Genomic DNA, 18945 nt, shown 5'->3' with positions numbered 1-18945 from the left:
CACCAACAACCAAACCAAACGGCCCGGACAGTCAGTGAATGCGCACAAACAATTCACAACAAACCATCACTTGCATGACACACTGTTGAGTTCTCAAACATCACACGCACCAGCCTGGTGTCACCGGGAAGAACATCCCGATGCCCTTTGGCGGGGCAACCTGTGAAACATTACCCACCGCTTCGTTCTCGGTCAAACCGGCGAGACCGCCGCTTCCCTCGACCCGTGGTGTGGGTGCCTTGGCAACTTCTCTCCCGCCGGTTTCCCGGGGGCTTTTCCGCTTGCCGCGGCGAGAGAGAACATTACGGGTTCGTGTCCCAGATGTGAAATCGGGGCCGCACCTAGTTGCGAGGGCGCAGCTCCTCGACGCGTTTGCGCAGGTCAGCGAGCTGCTCGGCGACGCGCACCGGAGCGGTCCCGCCACGGCCGGATCGCGACGCCACCGAACCCTCGACCGTCAGGACGTCGCGGACCTCCGGGGTGAGGTGCGGAGAGATCTCCGCGAACTGCTCGGCCGACAGCTCGTCGAGCTCGATGCCGAGCTCCTCGCAACGGCGCACGCAGGCGCCGGCGACCTCGTGCGCGACCCGGAACGGCACGCCCTCCCGGACCAGCCACTCGGCGATGTCGGTGGCCAGCGAGAACCCCTCGGGCGCCAGCGTCGCCATCCGCTCGGTGTTGAACACCAGCGTCGCCACCTGACCGGTGAAGGCCGGCAGCAGGACCTCGAGGGTGTCCACGGAGTCGAAGACCGGCTCCTTGTCCTCCTGGAGGTCCCGGTTGTACGCCAGCGGCAGCGCCTTGAGCGTCGTCAGCAGCCCGGCCAGGTTGCCGACCAGGCGGCCGGCCTTGCCCCGCGCCAGCTCGGCGATGTCCGGGTTCTTCTTCTGCGGCATGATGCTCGACCCGGTCGACCAGGAGTCGTGCAGCGTCACGAAGTCGAACTCCTTGGTCGCCCACACGATCACCTCCTCGGCGATCCGGCTGACGTCGATCCCGATCTGGGCGGTCACAAAGGCGAACTCGGCGACGAAGTCGCGGGCGGCGGTGCCGTCGATGGAGTTCGCCGTCGAGCCGGTGAAGCCCAGCTCGCGGGCGACCAGCTCGGGGTCGAGCCCCAGGCTCTGGCCCGCCAGCGCTCCGGAGCCGTAGGGCGAGTCCGACTCCACCCGGCGCCGCCAGTCCCCCAGCCGCTCGACGTCGCGCAGCAGCGGCCACGCGTGCGCCAGCAGGTGGTGGGAGAGCAGCACGGGCTGCGCGTGCTGGAGGTGCGTGCGGCCGGGCATGATCGCCGGACGCTCACCCAGGTGAGCGGCGGCCTGCTCGGCGAGCGCGTCCACCAGGTCCAGCACCATCCCGGCGACGGTCGCGGCGTGGTCCAGCAGGTAGCAGCGGAACAGAGTCGCGATCTGGTCGTTGCGGGAGCGGCCGGCGCGCAGCTTGCCCCCCACCTCCGGGCCGACCTCCTCGATCAGCAGCCGCTCCAGCGCGCCGTGCACGTCCTCGTCGGCGTCGCTGGGGCGGAGGCTGCCGTCCCGGAACCGGTCGGCGAGGGCGTCGAGCCCGCGGTGCAGCTCGGCCTCCTCCCCCGCGGTCAGCAGGTCGGCCGCCCCCAGCGCCTTCGCGTGGGCGTGGGAGCCGGCGATGTCGTACAGGCCGAGCCGCCAGTCGAAGTGCGTCGAGCGCGACAGCGCCTCGAGCTCCGGCGACGGGCCGCCGGCGAACCGGCCGCCCCAGAGCTTGCCGGTGTTGGTGGTGCTTCCCGCGGAGGTGGATTCGCTCACGTCTCAGTCCGTCCCGAACTCCATGGCCGCCGCCTCCAGCGCCGCCTCGGACTCGTCCTCGGCCTCCGGGTTGGCGGTGATCTGGTCGTAGCCGCCGGCCGGCAGCGCGCCGAAGAGGGTGCCGTGCTCGACGAGCACCTGGCCCTGGTCGAGCGGCTGGCCGGCGTACTGCTCCAGCTTGGCGCGCGAGTCGGCGATGTCGAGGTTGCGCATGGTGAGCTGGCCGATCCGGTCGGTCGGGCCGAACGCCGCGTTCTCGGTGCGCTCCATCGACAGCTTGTCGGGGTGGTAGGAGAACTCGGGGCCGGAGGTGGCCAGGATCGAGTAGTCCTCGCCGCGGCGCAGCCGCAGCGTCACCTCGCCGGTGACCAGCGAGGCGATCCAGCGCTGGATCGACTCCCGCAGCATCAGCGCCTGCGGGTCGAGCCAGCGGCCCTCGTAGAGCAGGCGCCCCAGGCGGCGGCCCTCGGTGTGGTACAGCGCGACGGTGTCCTCGTTGTGGATCGCGTTGAGCAGCCGCTCGTAGGCGATCCACAGCAGCGCCATGCCGGGAGCCTCGTAGATGCCGCGCGACTTGGCCTCGATGATCCGGTTCTCGATCTGGTCCGACATGCCCAGGCCGTGGCGGCCGCCGATCGCGTTGGCCTCCATGACCAGCGCCACCGCGTCGTCGTACGACGTCCCGTTGATCGCCACCGGGCGGCCGGCGACGAACGAGATCGTCACGTCCTCGGTCTCGATCTCGACCGACGGGTCCCAGAACTTCACGCCCATGATCGGCTCGACGGTCTCCAGCGAGACGTCGAGGTGCTCCAGGGTCTTGGCCTCGTGGGTGGCGCCCCAGATGTTGGCGTCGGTGGAGTACGCCTTCTCCTTGGAGTCGCGGTAGGGCAGGTCGTGCTCGGTCAGCCACTGGCTCATCTCGGCGCGGCCGCCGAGCTCGGTCACGAAGTCCGCGTCCAGCCACGGCTTGTAGATCCGCAACTGCGGGTTGGCCAGCAGGCCGTAGCGGTAGAACCGCTCGATGTCGTTGCCCTTGAACGTGGACCCGTCGCCCCAGATGTCGACGCCGTCCTCGTGCATCGCGCGGACCAGCATCGTGCCGGTCACCGCGCGACCCAGCGGGGTGGTGTTGAAGTAGGCGCGGCCGCCGGAGCGGATGTGGAAGGCGCCGCAGGCGAGGGCCGCGAGGCCCTCCTCGACCAGCGGGCCGCGGCAGTCGATGGCGCGGGCGATCTCGGCGCCGTACTGGAGCGCGCGCCCCGGCACGCCGGAGATGTCGGGCTCGTCGTACTGCCCGATGTCAGCGGTGTAGGTGCACGGCACGGCCCCCTTGTCGCGCATCCAGGCGACGGCGACGGACGTGTCGAGCCCGCCCGAGAACGCGATACCGACGCGCTCTCCGACGGGCAGGGAGGTGAGGACCTTGCTCAACTGCTTTCGTTCCTTTCGGCAAGGGAGGTGAACTTCTGGGCGAGGGCGTCTCCCCCCGCGGGATCCCGGCCGATGACCAGGACGGTGTCGTCCCCGGCGATCGTGCCCAGGATGTCACCCAGCTCGACCTTGTCGATCGCGCTGGCGAGGAACTGGGCCGCCCCGGGCGGCGTGCGGAGCACCACGAGGTTGGCGCTGGCGTCGGCGCTCACCAGGAGCTCCGCGGCCAGCCGGGAGAGCCGCTGGGAGGCGGCGGGTCCCTCGGCGGCGACCAACGAGCGGTCGCCGCCCTCGGCCGGCACCGCGTAGGCCTGGACGCCGGAGGAGAGCCGCACCTTCACGGCGTCCAGGTCGACCAGGTCCCGGCTGAGCGTCGCCTGGGTGACGTGGACGCCCCGGGCGGCCAGCAGCGCCGCGAGCTCCGGCTGGGAGTGCACCTCGCGGCTCTCCAGCAGCTCGACGATGAGCGCCTGGCGGGCGCTCTTGGTGACCGGCGTCAGCGCGTGCGAGGACTCCGCGGCGGACCGGTCGGACGGCACGGGCTTGTCGGCGTGTCCCACGCTGCTCACCGCGACCGCCGCTCGTGCAGCCAGGCCATCACGGCCTTCTGCGCGTGCCGGCGGTTCTCCGCCTCGTCCCAGACCACGCTCTGCGGCCCGTCGATCACCTCCGCCGCGATCTCGTACCCGCGGTAGGCGGGCAGGCAGTGCATCACGATCGCGTCCGGTGCCGCCCGTGCGACGAGGTCGGCGGTGACGGCGTACGGCGCGAAGACCGCGCGCCGGGCCTCCGCCTCGTCCTCCTTGCCCATCGACACCCAGGTGTCGGTGATCACCACGTCGGCGCCGGCGACGGCGGCCACCGGGTCGGGCTCGGCGGCGACCGACCCACCGGTGCCGGCGGCGATCTCGGCCGCGCGGTCGAACATCGACTGCTCCGGCACGTAGCCCGCGGGCGCGCTGATCCGCACGTGCATCCCGGCCAGCGCCCCGGCCAGCAGCCAGGAGTTGCCCATGTTGCAGGCGCCGTCGCCGAGGAACGTCGCGGTGAGCCCGGCCAGCGGGCCCTTGTGCTCGGTGATGGTGAGCAGGTCGGCGAGGAGCTGGCAGGGGTGGAAGTCGTCGGTGAGCGCGTTGATCACCGGTACGCCGGAGGCCGCGGCCATCACCTCCAGGTCGGCCTGGGCGTAGGTCCGCCAGACCACCTGCGAGACCTGCCGGCCCAGCACCCGTGCGACGTCGGCGACCGACTCGCGCTTGCCGATGCCGGCGAGCTTGCCGTCCACCAGCAGCGGCTGGCCACCGAGCTCGGCGACGCCGGCGGTGAAGGAGCTCTGGGTGCGCAGCGTCGCCTTGTCGAAGATCATCGCGACGGTGTGCGGGCCGGCCAGCGGCTTGCCCAGCACCTCGCCGAACGGGTCCTTCTTGATCGCGGCCGCCAGCTCGAGCACCTCGGCCTGCTCGGCCGGGGTCAGGTCGTCGTCGCGCAGCAGGTGCCGGGTCACGACGCCGCCCCCGCGCCCGTGGCGTCGCCGGTCAGGCCGGCCGCGTCCAGGATGCCGGGCCACGCGGCCAGGAAGGCGGTGACGTCCTCGTCGGTCAGCACCAGCGGGGGCGCCAGCCGGATCCGCTGCGGCGTCGGCGCGTTGAGGATGAAGCCCGCGTCCTGCGCGGCGGCCACCACCTCGGCGGCCAGCGGCTGCGCGAGGTCCAGCCCGATCAGGAGACCGGTCCCCCGCACCTCGGTGACGCGCGGCTCGGCGGCCAGGCCCTCGCGCAGCCGGCCGCCGACTGCGGTCACCCGGTCGAGCAGCCCGTCCTTCTCGATCGTGTCGATCACCGCGAGCGCGGCGGCCGCGGCCACCGGGTTCCCGCCGAAGGTGGTGCCGTGGTTGCCCGGGTCGAACAGCTTGCCGGAGCCACCGGTGGCGATGCAGGCGCCGACCGGGATGCCGCCGGCCAGGCCCTTCGCCAGGGTGACCACGTCCGGCACCACCGGCTCGGAGACCAGGTCGGGGTGCTGGTGCGCGTACCAGGCGCCGACGCGGCCGATGCCGGTCTGCACCTCGTCGAGCCACAGCAGCGCCCCGTGCTCGAGGGTGATCCGGCGCGCGGCCGGCAGGTAGTCCCGCGGCGGCACGACGACGCCGGCCTCGCCCTGGAGCGGCTCCAGCACGACGGCGGCGGTCTCGTCGTCGACGGCAGCCTCCAGGGCGGCCACGTCGCCGTAGGGCACGAAGACGACATCGCCCGGCAGCGGCTCGAACGGGGTCCGGTAGGCCTCCTTCGCGGTCAGCGCCAGCGCGCCCATCGTGCGGCCGTGGAAGGCGCCCTCGGTGGCGACGACCTTCGTGCGGCCGGTCCGGCGGGTCAGCTTGAGCGCCGCCTCGTTCGCCTCGGTGCCCGAGTTCGTGAAGAAGACGCGGCCATCGGCGCCCAGCAGCGCGAGCAGCCGCTCGGCCAGCTCGATCTGCGGCCCGCTCGCGAAGAAGTTGGAGATGTGGCCCAGCGTCTGCAGCTGCTCGGTGACGGCCCCGACCAGCGCCGGGTGGCCGTGGCCGAGCGCGTTGACCGCGATCCCGCCGAGCAGGTCGACGTACTCGCGCCCGTCGGCGTCCCACAGGTGGGCGCCGGCGCCCCGGGTGAGCACGAGCTTGGGGGCGCCGAACGTGTTCATCAGCGCGCCGGCGTACCGCTCGGTCCAGGCGTGCTGGTCGGACTGCTGACCGGTCTGCTGGCTCATCAGGCCTCCCCCTGCTGCTTCGCCTTGCGGGTCTTGGTGCTCACCCCGGGCAGCACCTGGGTGCCGACGCCCTCGTCGGTGAAGAGCTCCAGCAGCACGGCGTGCTTCTCGCGGCCGTCGACCACCGTGGCCCGCTTCACGCCGCCCTGGACCGCCTGCAGGCAGGCGCCCATCTTCGGGATCATCCCGCTGGCCAGGTCCGGCAGGATCGCCTCGAGCGCCTCCGGGCTGATCTCGCCGATCACCTCCTCGGGGTCCGGCCAGTCCAGGTAGAGGCCCTCCACGTCGGTGAGCACGAGCAGCTTCTCCGCGCCCAGCGCCACCGCCAGGGAGGCGGCCGCCGCGTCGGCGTTGACGTTGTGCACCTGGCCGTCGGCGTCGGGCGCGACGCTGGAGACGACCGGGATGCGGCCGCCCTCGATCAGGTCGAGCACCGCCTCGGGGCGGACGTCGGTGACCTCGCCGACCAACCCGAGGTCGACCTCCTCGCCGTCGACCACGGTGCCCGTGGCCTCGGCGGTGAAGAGGCCGGCGTCCTCGCCGGAGAGCCCGACGGCCAGCGGACCGTGCTCGTTGATCAGGCCGACCAGCTCGCGCTGGACCTGGCCGACCAGCACCATCCGGACCACGTCCATCGCCTCGGGCGTGGTGACGCGCAGGCCGCCGCGGAACTCGGACTCGATGCCGAGCCGGTCCAGCATCTGCGAGATCTGGGGGCCGCCGCCGTGCACCACGACCGGGCGGAACCCGGCGAAGCGCAGGAAGGCGATGTCCTCGGCGAACGCCCGCTTCAGGGTGTCGTCGGTCATGGCGTTGCCGCCGTACTTCACCACCACGATCTTGCCGTGGTAGGCCTTCAGCCACGGCAGCGCGGCGGCCAGCGTCGCGGCCTTGGCCGGGTCCGGCCTGGCGGGGTCGTGCTGCGTCGGGGCGTACGGCCCGATCATGTTCTCTTCGATGCTCATGAGCTGTAGGCGCTGTTCTCGTGGACGTAGGCGTGGGTCAGGTCGTTGGTCCAGACAGTCGCCTCGGCGTCGCCGGACTTGAGGTCGATGGTCACCGTCACCGCGCGCGGCTCGAGGTCGACCAGTGCCGGGTCCTCGGCCGGGGTCGAGTTGCGGCAGACCCAGACGTCGTTGATCGCGACGTCGAGGTCGGCGGGGTCGAAGGCGGCGCCGGTGGTGCCGATCGAGGCCAGCACGCGGCCCCAGTTCGGGTCCTTGCCGAAGACGGCGGCCTTGAACAGGTTGCTGCGGGCCACGCTGCGGCCGACCTCGACGGCGTCGTCCTCGGTGGCCGCGCCGCGGGTGGTGATGGAGATCTCGTGGTCGGCGCCCTCGGCGTCGGCGAGCAGCTGGCGGGCCAGCGAGACGCAGACCTCCGTGAGCGCGGCGGTGAACTCCCCCGCCTCCGGGGTCACGCCCGAGGCGCCGTTGGCCAGCACGGTGACGGTGTCGTTGGTCGACATGCAGCCGTCGGAGTCGAGCCGGTCGAAGCTGACCCGGGTGGCCGCGCGCAGCGCCGTGTCGAGCTCCTCGGCCGGCACCACGGCGTCGGTGGTGATCACCACGAGCATCGTGGCCAGCGCCGGCGCGAGCATGCCGGCGCCCTTCGCCATGCCGCCGATCGACCACCCGGCGCCGTCGTGGACGGCCAGCTTGGGCACCGAGTCCGTCGTCATGATCGCCTCGGCGGCGTCCCGGCCCCCGTCGGCGGAGAGCAGCGCGTGCACCGCGTCGACGCCGTCGAGGAGCTGCTGCCGGTCGTTGGTCAGCCCGATCAGGCCGGTCGAGCAGACGATCACGTCGACCGCGCCGATGCCGACCCGCTCCGCGACCTGCTCCGCGACGCGGTGCGTGGTCAGGAAGCCCTCGGGGCCGGTGTAGCAGTTGGCGCCGCCGGAGTTGAGGACGACGGCGCGGACCACGCCGTCCTTGGCGACCTGCTCGCTCCACAGGATCGGGTTGGCCTTGCACCGGTTGCTGGTGAAAACCGAGGCCGAGTCGTAGCGGGGGCCGTCGTTGACGACCAGGGCCAGGTCCTTGGCGCCCGTCGACTTGAGGCCGATGGCGGTACCGGCGGCGCGGTAGCCGCTCGGGTGGGTGACGCTCATGTGCTTCCTTCGTGGCGGTCGTGGTCGGCCGCGCCCGCGCCGCGCGGGCGGGGCGTCGGGGGCCGGATGGATCAGGCGGGGGTGGCGGGGGCGATGGTGTGCCCCGATCGTCGCCAGGCCTCCTCGGCCCGGTCCGCGTCCCCGGTCGGGACCAGGATCCAGTCGGTGTCGAAGGTGGAGAGGGTGAACACGCTGATCCCGTCCTCCGCGAGCGGGGTCAGCAGGCCGACGAGCACGCCGGTCAGGGAGAAGTCGAGGGTGCCGTCGACCCGGAACGCGGTGAACGGCTTCTGGTGCGGCACCTTCTTGGGCACGTTGCGCCCGGCGCACACCAGCGAGGTGCCGTCGGCGGTCGCGGTGATCGAGAAGATCGACGAGGACTCGGCCCACTCGGGGACCTCGGCGCCCGGCGCGAGCCGGACGACGGCGAGGCGCTCGGGGTAGCGCAGCAGGTGGTGGGTGGCGGGCTCGCTCACGGCGCCACCCCGGCGCTGCTGAGGCCCGCGGTCTCGTCGAGGCCCAGCGCGAGGTTCATGCACTGGACGGCGGCACCGGCCGTGCCCTTGGCGAGGTTGTCGATGGCGCCGACGGCGACCAGTCGCCCGGCCATCGCGTCGACGGCGACCTGGATCTGGACCGCGTTCGAGCCGATCACCGATTGCGTCTGCGGCCACTGGCCCTCGGGCAGGACGTGGATGAACGGCTCGTCCTCGAAGGCCTCGACGTAGACGTCGTGCGCCGCGTCGGTGGCCCAGGTGCCCGCGAGCGGCGCCGAGCAGGTGGCCAGGATGCCGCGCGCCATCGGGACCAGCAGCGGCGTGAAGCTGACCGAGATGTTCTTGTCGGTGAGCCGGGCCAGGTTCTGGGTGATCTCCGGGGTGTGCCGGTGCACGCCGCCGACGCCGTAGGCGGTCACGCTGCCCATGATCTCGCTGCTGGTCAGGTGCGCCTTGGGCGCCTTGCCGGCGCCGCTGGTGCCGCTGGCGGCCACGACGACCACCTCGGGGTCGACGATGCCGTGCAGCACCGCCGGCCCGATGGTCAGGGTCGAGATCGTCGGGTAGCAGCCCGGGACGGCGACCCGGGTCGCGCCCTTGAGCTCCTCGCGCAGCCCGGGCAGCTCGGGCAGGCCGTAGGGCCAGGTCCCGGCGTGGGGACCGCCGTAGAACCGCTGCCACTCGGCCGAGTCGGCGAGCCGGAAGTCGGCCCCGCAGTCGATCACCACGACCTCGTCGCCGAGCTGCTCGGCGATGCCGGCGGACTGGCCGTGCGGCAGCGCGAGGAAGACCACGTCGTGGCCCGACAGCACCTCGACGGTGGTCTCCTCCAGGACCCGGTCGGCCAGCGGCAGCAGGTGGGGCTGGACCGTGCCGAGCCGGGCGCCGGCGTTGCTGGCGGCCGTGAGGGCGCCGATCTCCACCGACGGGTGGCTCAGCAGCGTGCGCAGCAGCTCGCCTCCGGCGTACCCGCTGGCGCCGGCGACAGCGATACGTACCTTGCTCATATGCATGATCATACACACCTATGCATGTTCATGATGCTGGGGGTCATCGGGAGCCCCAGGCGACCACACCGGGCCGCCCGAGACCCTGCTGCGGCACCAGGCTAGCGGCCGCCGGGTCGTCCACGGGGGCGACGGCCACCCGGGGCTGCCCGTCCTCCTGGAGGTTGAACGCGATCATGGTGCCGTCCGGCGACCAGACGGGCGAGGCGTAGGGACCGCCGTCCGCCCCGATCCGCTCCCCGCTCCCGCCGTCGGCGCCGTAGAGCCAGAGCTCGCCGTAGTGGTCGTCGTCGGCGGTCGAGTGGACGGCGAGGAGCCGCTTCGCCTCCCGGGAGTACGTCGTGTGCGTGATGAAGCCGGCGATCGGGTCGCCGAACGCGGCCGCCGTCCCACCGCCGGCCGGCACGACCGCCATCGCCGACGACGAGTGCGCCTCGTCGGCGTACCGCGAGAACACGATCCTGCCGCCGGGCAGCCAGGTCGGCGTGCCGTACACCAGCGGGTCCGCGACCACCCGGCGCGGCATCAGCGGCAGCGTGTCGCCGACGTCGGCGACGTAGACGCCCGTCGGGACCGTGTCCGCCCCCATGCAGATCACGGCGACCCTCGTGTCGTCGGGGCTCCAGCTCGGCCGGGCCGAGTACCTGCACGGGCCCGCCTCGTCGAAGACGGGCACGGGCGAGCCGTCCACCAGGGCGCGCGCCTCCCGCAGGTCGGGCTTGCCGGCCATCACCACCACCATCGTCCGGTCGTGGGAGATGTTCGGGAGCACCAGGCCCGCCGCTCCCGTCAGCCGGTCGCGCTCCCCCGTGCCGGGGTCGACCTCGTCCACCGCGTTCCCGGCCCCGCCGGAGAACGCGACCAGCAGCGTGTCCTCGCCGACCAGGGGCTCGACCGTCGGCTCGGTCGTGGCCTCCGACGTCGGCTCGCTCGAGGGGTCCGACGTCTCGGCCGAGGGACCGCCGCGATCGGTGGCGGTGCCGTCCCCGTCCCGGTTCAGCCACCACCACCCCGCGCCGACGCCGACGACCAGCAGCAGCACCGCCGCGACGGCCAGCAGCACCGCACCGCGGCGGCGCGGGCCCGGCTCCGGCGGTACGACGGGAGGCACCCGCTGCCACTGCGGCGGGGGCGGTGGGGGCGGCGGAGGCAGCGCGCTCCCCCCGCCGCTCGGCTCGGGCTCGGGCTCCGGCTCCGGCATCGGGCTCGTCGAGGGCAGGGCGTCCGTGCCGACCCGCGGCGGGTCCGGGGGCGCGGGCGCGGGCGCGGACGTGGGCCGGGCCGCGGGCGAGCAGGCCGCGACGAAGTCGGCGTCGAACGCACCGATCCCGTAGCCGAGCGCCGCGAGCGCCCACCGCGACCGCCCCGGGTCGTCGGTGCCGCGGTCCCGCGCGAGCTGCACGGCCGCCTCGTCCACGGCGGCCCGCGGGTCGCCGCCCTGCCTCAGCAGCTCGCGGAGGCGTGCGAACGCCCCCAGCCGGACCGCGTCGACCAGCAGGTTGATCTCGCCGAGGCTCGCCTCGTCCTCGGCCAGGAAGTCGTCGAGCGCCGCGCGGAACTCCTCCCCGTCGTCCACGACCGCCGGACCGCGCGCCATCACCAGGTCACGCAGGGCATCGTGCAACGCCATGAGTCCTCCGTCAGGCCACCGGGACGGCACCGCGGGCCGCCCGCTCGCCCCGAACGATACGGACTGGAGGCGCGGTGAAGCCACGGTGAAACCGGCTGCCGGAAGGCTGCGCCGCATGGAACAGACCACTCCCCCCGGCCCGGCCTGCGACCTCGCCGTCGAGGCGACCGGCCTGGTCAAGACGTTCGGCGCGCAGCGTGCCGTCGACGGCGTCGACCTGCGCGTCCGGCGCGGCGAGGTGTTCGGCGTGCTCGGCCCGAACGGCGCGGGCAAGACCACCACGCTCAAGATGCTCGCCACCCTGCTGCCGATCGACGGCGGGTCGGCGCGGCTGTTCGGCGTCGACGTCGCCGCCGAGCCGCACCGGGTGCGCCAGCTGGTCGGCGTCACCGGGCAGTACGCCTCGGTCGACGAGAACCTCACCGGCCGGGAGAACCTCTACCTCTTCGGCCGCCTGCTCGGCCTGTCCCGGGCGGACGCCCGGTCCCGCGCCGACGACCTGCTCGAGCGGTTCGGCCTGACCGACGCCGCCCACCGGCGCCTCTCCCAGTTCTCCGGCGGGATGCGCCGGCGGCTCGACCTCGCCGCCAGCCTGATCAGCCGGCCCCCGCTGATCTTCCTCGACGAGCCCACCACCGGGCTCGACCCGCGCACCCGCGGGCAGATGTGGGACACCATCCGCGACCTGGTCGCCCAGGGCTCGACGATCCTGCTCACCACCCAGTACCTCGACGAGGCCGACCAGCTCGCGGACCGGATCGCCGTGATCGACCACGGCCGCAAGGTCGCCGAGGGCACGCCCGGCCAGCTCAAGGCCGGGGTCGGCGCCTCCACCCTCGAGCTGCGGCTCGGCGACGCCGAGCAGATGCCGGCCGCCGCCGACCTCGTCGCCCGCGTGGTCGGCGAGGCGCCCGCGCTGACGCCGGAGGCCGGCGGGCTCAGCGTGCCGCTCGCGGACGCGGACCGGGCGGCCGACGTACTCATCGGTCTGCGGGAGTCGGCGATCCCGATCGCCGCGGCGAGCGTCCGCCAGCCCACGCTCGACGAGGTCTTCCTCGCCCTCACCGGACACCCCGGACAGCCCGGTCACCCCGACCAGTCCCAGCAGCAGGAGGAGGTCGCCTGATGGCCACCATCACCGCCCCCGACACCCGCCCGGCCGCCCCGGCGCCCGGGCCGGCCGCCGCCACCGTCGCCCGCCCCGGCGCGCGCGACGCCCTGCGGCAGACCTTCGCGATGGCGTGGCGCGCCACGAAGAAGATGCGCCGCAACCCCGAGCAGTTCTTCGACGTCACCATCCAGCCGCTGCTCTTCACGGCGATGTTCGCCTACATCTTCGGCGGCGCGATCTCCGGCAGCGTGCAGGAGTACCTGCCGCTGATCATCCCCGGCATCCTCGCCCAGACCGCGCTCACCTCCTGCATGGCGATGGGCATGCAGCTGCGCGAGGACATGGACAAGGGCGTCTTCGACCGGTTCCGCGCCCTGCCGATCGCGCGCTTCGCTCCCCTGGCCGGCCCCGCCATCGCGGACCTGCTCCGCTACGCGACGGCCGCCACCCTGACCATCGGCACCGGCATCGCGATGGGCTACCGCCCGGGCGGCGGCCCGCTCGGCGTCCTCGGCGGCTGGCTGCTGACGATCGTGGCCGCGTGGTCGCTGTCCTGGATCTTCACCTGGCTGGGCACCATCGCCCGGTCGGCCCAGGCGGTGCAGGGCATCTCGATGATGATCATGTTCCCGCTCACCTTCCTCTCCAACGCCTTCGTCCCGGCGGAGACGCTGCCGGGCTGGCTGAGGGGGTTCGTCGACGCCAACCCGGTCTCCCACGTCGTCACCGCGTGCCGGGACCTGCTCAACGAGGGCCGGGTCACCGCCGAGGTCGGCTGGGCCCTGGTGGGCTGCGCCGTGGTCGTGGCGATCTGCGCGCCGCTGGCCGTGCGCTCCTACGCCCGGAAGATCTGATGGCGGGGTAGTCCCTGACGAAAAGCACCCGAATCCGCCGGTTTCGGGTGCTTTTCGTCAGGGACTACCCCTCGTCGGGCGTCAGGATCCCCGCGACCGCGCTCGCTGCGCCATCGAGCACGGCGGGGCCGCGGCGGGTGCCGTACTCCCCGCCGATCCGCTCCAGGGCGCCCGGGGCGTGGCGCTCCGCGGCCGCGACGGCCCGCTCCCAGGAGAGGGTGGGGGTGAACCGCTGGTAGCCGCAGCGCTCCCCCAGCACCAGGAGCCGGACGGCGTCCTCGGCCGCCAGCCCGCCGCGGAGCAGCCCCCAGCTGCCGAGCGCGAAGAGCACCACGCCGACCACCGGCAGGTCGACCAGACCGCCGCCCTCGCCGCCCACGATCGGCACCACCTTGGCGCGCAGCGCCTCGGCCAGCCGGCGCTCGTCGGCGGACTCCCGCGCGGCGTCCGAGCCCGGGTGGTGCGCCAGGGCCGCGAGGGCCAGCGACTCCCCGTAGATCGTCCACGGCGCGAGCTCCCCGGCGTCGTCCATCCCGGGGAAGGTCAGCCCCGCCAGCGCGGCGGCCGCCTCCAGCATCAGCCCGCGGCCCCGGTCGACCTCACCGCGGGCGAAGGCGACCTCGGCCCGGCCGGTCAGCACCAGCGCCTCGCTGCCGAAGCCGCCGCGGCTGCGCAGCCCGCCGAGCGCCTCGACCTCGCGGTCGGCCCGGTCCAGGTCGCCCGCGGCCAGGGCCGCCATCGCCATCACGGCCCGCACCTGGAGGGCGTCGTCGACCGCGCCGATCCGCATCAGCACCGGTACGGCGGCGGCCGCGTGCACCGCCGCCTGCTCGGTGCGGCCGACCTGGGCGCAGAGCGCGGCCAGCTGGGTGCGCAGCTGCGCCTCGTTCCACGGGCCGTGCCGGTCGTCGATGTAGCCGAGCGCCGACTCGGCGGCCTCGAGCGCGCCGAGCAGGTCGGCGTCGTTCTCCCGGACCCGGCTGATCCACTGCAGCGCCAGCGCGCGCACGACCGGGTCGGCGTGCTCGGTGAGCCGGTCGGTCGCGTCGGTGCCGGTGGCGGCGCGACCACCGCCACCGATCGCGAGCACCACGGTGACCAGGGCGTCCAGCACGCCGCCCGTCCCGGAGGGGCCGGCCTCGGCGAGCAGCGTGCGCAGGCCGCCGGTGCCCTCGGGTCGGGTGATCCAGGAGTTCATGATCGCCAGGCAGAGGCTGATCCGGACCTGGTCGGCGCGCTCCGGCCCGGGCTCGAAGCCGGCCAGCGCCGCGGCCAGCGGGTCGCTCAGCACGATCACCCGGGGGTGCTCGCCGCGGATCGACCACAGGCAGCCCAGCGCGGCGAAGACGGCCACGGCGTCGGCCGGCTCCGGCGCCGCCAACGCCTGGCGCAGCACGTCCGCCAGGTTGTTCTCCTCCCGGGCGAGCGCGTCGATCGCGGCCACCTGGTCGGGGGTGAACAGCGCCGCGGCCTGGAGGTCGGCGAAGCGGACCGCCCAGCGGGCGCGCGCCCGCCGGGCGTCGGCGTCCTCGCCGGCGTCGACCAGGTGCATCCGACCGAACTCGCGGACCGTCTCCAGCATCCGGTAGCGCAGCGGCCCGCCCGGGCCGGACTCCGGCGCACCGGTGGCGCCGGTCTCGACGACGGTCAGCAGCGACTGGTCGACCAGCTCCTGCACCGCGGCCAGCGCGTCCTCGCCGACGACCTCCTCGGCGGCGTCGAGGGTGAAGCCGTCGGCGAAGACCGCGAGCCTGCGCAGCGCCCGGCGCTCGGGCTCGGCGAGCAGGTTCCAGGACCAGTCGATGACCGCGATCAGCGTCTGGTGGCGGTCCGGAGCGCTCCGGTCGCCGCCGCGCAGCAGGGCAAACCGGTTCTCCAGCCGCTGGGCGATGTCCTCCACCGTCATCGCACGGACCTTGACCGCGGCCAGCTCGATCGCCAGGGGCAGCCCGTCCAGCCGGGCCACGACGTCGTCGACGGCCGGGTCGGCCAGCACCGCGTCGGGGCGCGTCGCCCGGGCGCGGTCGCGGAACAGGCGCGCGGCCTCGTCGTGCCCGAGCTGGGCCAGCGGGTAGACGTGCTCCGCGGCGATCGCCAGCGGCGCCCGGGTGGTCGTGAGCACCCACAGCTCGGGGGCGGTGGCCACCAGGAACCCGACCAGGTCGGCGACCGCCCCGATCAGGTGCTCGCAGTTGTCGAGCACCAGCAGCGTCGGCGCCCCCGCGAGCTGCTGCGCGATGCGCGTCCGCACGTCGCGCTGCTGCTCGGGCGTCAGCACCCGGCGGCCCGCCACCGAGTCGCGTACGCCGAGGGCGGAGCCGACCTCGCCGACCAGGTCGCCGGGGTCGACGACGCCGACCAGCTCGATCACGTGCACCACCGGCTGCTCGGCGCCCTCCGCGAGCAGCTGGGCCAGCCGCGTCTTGCCGAGGCCGCCCGCGCCGAGGATCGAGACCACGCGGTGGCGTCGCAGCAGCCCCCGCAGGGCGAGCAGGTCGTCCTCGCGCCCGACCAGGCTGGAGGCGTAGTGGCGCACCCCGGTCCGCACCGGGCGGTCGCGGGCCAGCAGCTCGGCGTGGACCGCGCGCAGCCGCGGCGAGGGGTCGACGCCGAGGTCGTCCGCGAGCCGGGTCCGGTACTCCTCGTAGGCGGCCAGCGCCGCCGGCACCCCGCGCACCGCCGCCAGGCTCCGCATCAGCGCGAGGGCCAGGTCCTCGTCGCGCTCCGTCGCGGCACCCTCGGCCATCAGCGCCTGCAGCGGGCCCAGCGCCTCGGCGTGCCGGCCGAGCGCGGAGAGCAGGACGGCCCGCTGGCGTACCGCCGTCGCGCGCGAGGCGCGGGCCCGCCGGCGCAGGTCGGCGACCGGGCCGGAGCCCGCGTCGGAGACGGACTGCTCGACGCAGGCGGCGAGCGCCGCCTCGGCGCCGGCGAGGTCTCCGTCGCGCTCGAGCCGGGCCGCGCGGTCGAGGCCGGCGGCCAGCGCGAGCGCGTCGACCTGCTCGGCGGGGATCCCCAGCCGGTACCCCGAGGCGAGGCGCTCCACGACCGCGGGGTCGGTGGCGGCGCGCACCCGGGAGACCACGACCTGCACGGCCTTGGTCGGGTGCTCGGGCCGCTCGTCGGCGCCCCACACCAGGTCGGCGAGGGCGTCCGCGCTCAGGCCCCCGGCCGCGGGGTGCAACGCCAGGGCGGCCAGCAGCGCGGCCGTGCGGTCACCTGGGACGGCCCGGCCGTCCCAGGTGACCTCGTCGAGCAGTCGCAGCCTGCTCAGCTCGGACCCACCGCTCAGCGCTGCACGGCTCCGGTCAGCTCCGCCGCGCGCGCCACGGCGGCGTCGCGGGCGGCCGAGGCCTCACCCTCGCTCAGCGTGCGGTCCGGCGCCCGGAACCGCAGCGCGTAGGCGAGCGACTTGTGCCCGGCCTCGACCTGGTCGCCGGTGTAGACGTCGAACAGCCGGATCGACTCCAGGAGGTCGCCGGCGCCGTCGCGCAGCGCGGCCTCGACGTCGGCCGCGGCGACCCCGGCGTCGACCACCAGCGCCACGTCCTCCTTCGCCAGCGGGTACGACGAGAACGCCGGCGCCGGGCGCAGGTGGACCGCCGCGGCGATCAGCGCGTCGAGGTCGAGCTCCGCGGCGACGGAGCGGGCGGGCAGGCCGTAGGCCGTGCAGACCCGCGGGTGCAGCTCGCCGGCGTGGCCGACGACCTCGCCGTCGAGCAGCAGCGCGGCGCACCGGCCCGGGTGCCACGGGGCGACGTCGGCGGCCTGCACCGTCAGCGTCAGGCCGAGCGCGTCGGCCACCGTCTGCGCGGCGTGGACGGCGTCGGACCAGGCGACGGGGCGCCCGGCACCCCACCAGCCCGCCGCCTCGGCGTCGCCGGTGGCGACCAGTCCGAGGTGCAGCGGCTGCGCAGGGAGGGCCGCGTCGAGCGCCGCCATCTCCTCGGCGGTGGGCCGCCGGTCGACCGGCAGGATCGGCGCCGGGCCGCCGTCGTGGGGCTGCGTCACGGTGGCGGCCTCGAAGAGCGCCACGGAGGTGGTGCCGTGGCCGACGTTGCGGGCCGCGGCCTTGAGCAGGCCGGGCAGCAGCGTCGTGGTCATCGACGGTGCCTCCGCGCTGAGCGGGTTGGAGAGGCCGAGCAGCCGGCGGCGCCGGTCGTCGGCCGGCAGGCCGAGCGCGTCGAGGTCGGCCTCGCCGACGAACGGGAAGCAGATCACCTCCACGTAGCCCTCGCCGGCCACCGTGCGGCCGATCCGGCGGCGCAGCTGCTGGGCGCGGGTCAGGCCGCGCCCGCCCGGTGCCTTGGGCAGCACCGACGGGATGGTGTCGTAGCCGACGAGCCGGATCACCTCCTCGGTGGTGTCCTGCGGGTCGGTCAGGTCGGGCCGCCACGGCGGCGGCACGACCTCGAGGGTGCCCGTGCCGGTGACCGTGCAGCCGACGGAGCGCAGCGCCTCGACGGCGCGCTCCTCGCTGATCTCCAGACCGGAGACCTTCGCCGCCTTGTCGCCGGCGACCCGGATCACCGGCTGCGCCGGCGCGGTGCCGACCTCGGTGACACCGGGCTCGGCGACGCCGCCGCCGAGCTCGACCAGCAGCTCCACGACCCGGTCGGCCGCGGCCGCGCAGATCGTCGGGTCGACGCCGCGCTCGTTGCGCTTGCCCGCCTCGGAGGAGATCTTGTGGCGCTTGCCGGTCCGGAACATCGAGACCGCGTCCCAGTGCGCCGACTCGACGAGGATCCGGGTGGTGGACTCCGACATCTCGGTGGTCTCGCCACCCATCACGCCGCCGAGGCCGATCAGGCCCGAGTCGTCGGCGATGACGAGGTCCTCGGTCGACAGCGCCCGGTCGGTGCCGTCCAGCGTGGTCAGCCGCTCGCCCTCGCGGGCCCGGCGGACGACCAGCGCGCCCTGCACCTTGTCGGCGTCGTACCCGTGGATGGGGCGGCCGGTCTCGAGCATCACGTAGTTGGTGATGTCGACGGCCAGCGACACCGAGCGCATGCCGGCGGCGGTGAGCCGCTGCACGATGTGGTCCGGGGTCGGAGCGGCCGGGTCGAAGCCGGAGACGACGCGCGCGACGAAGACCGGGCAGCCCTCGGCGTCCTCGACGACGACGGGGTGGCCCTCGTCGTTGGCGGCCGGGGTGTCGCGCAGCGCGGGGTCACGGAAGCCGGTCGCGCCGTCGACGGAGACCGCGACCTCGCGGGCGACGCCGCGCAGCGAGAGCGCGTAGGCGCGGTCGGGGTTGATCTCGAACTCGATGATCTCCTCGTCGAGCCCGAGCACGGCGCGCACGTCCTCGCCCGGCTCGCCGGCGTCGGCGGGCAGCACGATGATGCCGTCGTGGTCCTCGCCGAGGCCGAGCTCCCGCGAGGAGCAGATCATGCCGGCCGAGACGTGGCCGTAGGTCTTGCGCGCGGAGATCGCGAAGCCGCCCGGCAGCACGCCACCGGGCAGCACCGTGACGACCAGGTCGCCCGGCTCGAAGTTGTGCGCGCCGCAGACGATGCCCTGCGGCTCGCCGGTGCCGTTGGCGTCACCGACGTCGACGGTGCACCAGTTGATGGTCTTGCCGTTCTTCTGCGGCTCGGGCTCCTTGGTCAGCACGCGGCCGATCACCAGCGGGCCGGTGATCTGCGCGCCGGGGCTCTCGATGCCCTCCAGCTTGAGCCCGGTCAGGGTCAGCCGGTGCGTGAGCTCGTCGGTGGTCACCTCGGCGGGGACGTCGACGTACTCCTTGATCCAGGACAGGGGGGTCTTCATCTCA

14 protein-coding genes are annotated in these 18945 nt (G+C 74.1%); 2 read left to right on the top strand and 12 right to left on the bottom strand.

Annotated elements, in window-relative coordinates; genetic code table 11:
* Positions 1-341: 341 nt before the first annotated feature.
* The 10 genes from argH to ABLM29_RS16695 all read right to left on the bottom strand — a co-directional run bounded on the left by argH (position 342) and on the right by ABLM29_RS16695 (position 11207).
* The gene (gene argH, locus ABLM29_RS16740; protein ID WP_349715406.1) at positions 342-1784 is read right to left on the bottom strand and encodes an argininosuccinate lyase; all 1443 of its coding nucleotides are present in this window, start codon (positions 1782-1784) and stop codon (positions 342-344) included.
* A gap of 3 nt (positions 1785-1787) precedes the next feature.
* Positions 1788-3218, bottom strand: a complete 1431-nt coding sequence (gene argG / locus ABLM29_RS16735) for an argininosuccinate synthase (RefSeq protein WP_349715405.1) — start codon at positions 3216-3218, stop codon at positions 1788-1790.
* Positions 3215-3778, bottom strand: a complete 564-nt coding sequence (locus ABLM29_RS16730; RefSeq protein ID WP_502889261.1) for an arginine repressor — start codon at positions 3776-3778, stop codon at positions 3215-3217. The genes argG and ABLM29_RS16730 overlap by 4 nt, the downstream gene beginning before the upstream one ends.
* A 5-nt stretch (positions 3779-3783) precedes the next feature.
* Positions 3784-4722: an ornithine carbamoyltransferase gene (argF, locus tag ABLM29_RS16725; RefSeq protein WP_349715404.1), complete on the bottom strand. Its 939-nt coding sequence runs from the start codon at positions 4720-4722 to the stop codon at positions 3784-3786.
* Complete coding sequence (locus ABLM29_RS16720) at positions 4719-5960, bottom strand: acetylornithine transaminase (protein WP_349715403.1); 1242 nt, start codon at positions 5958-5960, stop codon at positions 4719-4721. The genes argF and ABLM29_RS16720 overlap by 4 nt, the downstream gene beginning before the upstream one ends.
* Complete coding sequence (argB, locus tag ABLM29_RS16715; protein ID WP_349715408.1) at positions 5960-6907, bottom strand: acetylglutamate kinase; 948 nt, start codon at positions 6905-6907, stop codon at positions 5960-5962. Before argB ends, ABLM29_RS16720 begins: the two co-directional genes overlap by 1 nt.
* Positions 6908-6921: 14 nt before the next feature.
* Positions 6922-8073: a bifunctional glutamate N-acetyltransferase/amino-acid acetyltransferase ArgJ gene (gene argJ / locus ABLM29_RS16710; protein ID WP_349715402.1), complete on the bottom strand. Its 1152-nt coding sequence runs from the start codon at positions 8071-8073 to the stop codon at positions 6922-6924.
* Positions 8074-8144: 71 nt separating this feature from the next.
* A complete protein-coding gene (locus ABLM29_RS16705; protein ID WP_349715400.1) occupies positions 8145-8549 on the bottom strand; it encodes an ACT domain-containing protein in 405 nt (134 codons plus the stop codon).
* The gene (gene argC, locus ABLM29_RS16700) at positions 8546-9583 is read right to left on the bottom strand and encodes an N-acetyl-gamma-glutamyl-phosphate reductase (RefSeq protein ID WP_349715398.1); all 1038 of its coding nucleotides are present in this window, start codon (positions 9581-9583) and stop codon (positions 8546-8548) included. Before argC ends, ABLM29_RS16705 begins: the two co-directional genes overlap by 4 nt.
* Before the next feature lie 37 nt (positions 9584-9620).
* Complete coding sequence (locus ABLM29_RS16695; protein ID WP_349715397.1) at positions 9621-11207, bottom strand: TolB-like translocation protein; 1587 nt, start codon at positions 11205-11207, stop codon at positions 9621-9623.
* A gap of 115 nt (positions 11208-11322) precedes the next feature.
* On the opposite strand from ABLM29_RS16695, the gene ABLM29_RS16690 reads away from it, so the two are divergent.
* Positions 11323-12333: an ATP-binding cassette domain-containing protein gene (locus ABLM29_RS16690; RefSeq protein WP_349715396.1), complete on the top strand. Its 1011-nt coding sequence runs from the start codon at positions 11323-11325 to the stop codon at positions 12331-12333.
* Positions 12333-13172: an ABC transporter permease gene (locus ABLM29_RS16685; RefSeq protein ID WP_349715394.1), complete on the top strand. Its 840-nt coding sequence runs from the start codon at positions 12333-12335 to the stop codon at positions 13170-13172. Before ABLM29_RS16690 ends, ABLM29_RS16685 begins: the two co-directional genes overlap by 1 nt.
* A 64-nt stretch (positions 13173-13236) precedes the next feature.
* Here the strand turns inward: ABLM29_RS16685 and ABLM29_RS16680 are convergent, their stop codons facing one another.
* Entirely contained in the window at positions 13237-16353 is a 3117-nt protein-coding gene (locus ABLM29_RS16680; protein ID WP_349715392.1) for an ATP-binding protein, read from the bottom strand.
* Positions 16354-16457: 104 nt separating this feature from the next.
* On the bottom strand, positions 16458-18941 hold the full coding sequence (pheT, locus tag ABLM29_RS16675; RefSeq protein ID WP_349715391.1) for a phenylalanine--tRNA ligase subunit beta: 2484 nt from the start codon (positions 18939-18941) through the stop codon (positions 16458-16460).
* Positions 18942-18945: the final 4 nt, after the last annotated feature.

It is taken from the genome of Nocardioides sp. YIM 152588 (assembly GCF_040191335.1).
Lineage (GTDB): Bacteria > Actinomycetota > Actinomycetes > Propionibacteriales > Nocardioidaceae > Nocardioides.
Note: the sequence above shows the minus strand (reverse complement) of the source record. Positions and strands in the feature narration are given on the sequence as shown.

Bases quoted from the DNA above. Each gene is read 5' to 3' on its own strand.
- argB (WP_349715408.1), bottom strand. From the start codon at position 6,907: ATGATCGGGCCGTACGCCCCGACGCAGCACGACCCCGCCAGGCCGGAC.
- ABLM29_RS16695 (WP_349715397.1), bottom strand. From the start codon at position 11,207: ATGGCGTTGCACGATGCCCTGCGTGACCTGGTGATGGCGCGCGGTCCG.
- ABLM29_RS16685 (WP_349715394.1), top strand. From the start codon at position 12,333: ATGGCCACCATCACCGCCCCCGACACCCGCCCGGCCGCCCCGGCGCCC.
- ABLM29_RS16720 (WP_349715403.1), bottom strand. From the start codon at position 5,960: ATGAGCCAGCAGACCGGTCAGCAGTCCGACCAGCACGCCTGGACCGAG.
- pheT (WP_349715391.1), bottom strand. From the start codon at position 18,941: ATGAAGACCCCCCTGTCCTGGATCAAGGAGTACGTCGACGTCCCCGCC.
- argJ (WP_349715402.1), bottom strand. From the start codon at position 8,073: ATGAGCGTCACCCACCCGAGCGGCTACCGCGCCGCCGGTACCGCCATC.
- ABLM29_RS16690 (WP_349715396.1), top strand. From the start codon at position 11,323: ATGGAACAGACCACTCCCCCCGGCCCGGCCTGCGACCTCGCCGTCGAG.
- argC (WP_349715398.1), bottom strand. From the start codon at position 9,583: ATGCATATGAGCAAGGTACGTATCGCTGTCGCCGGCGCCAGCGGGTAC.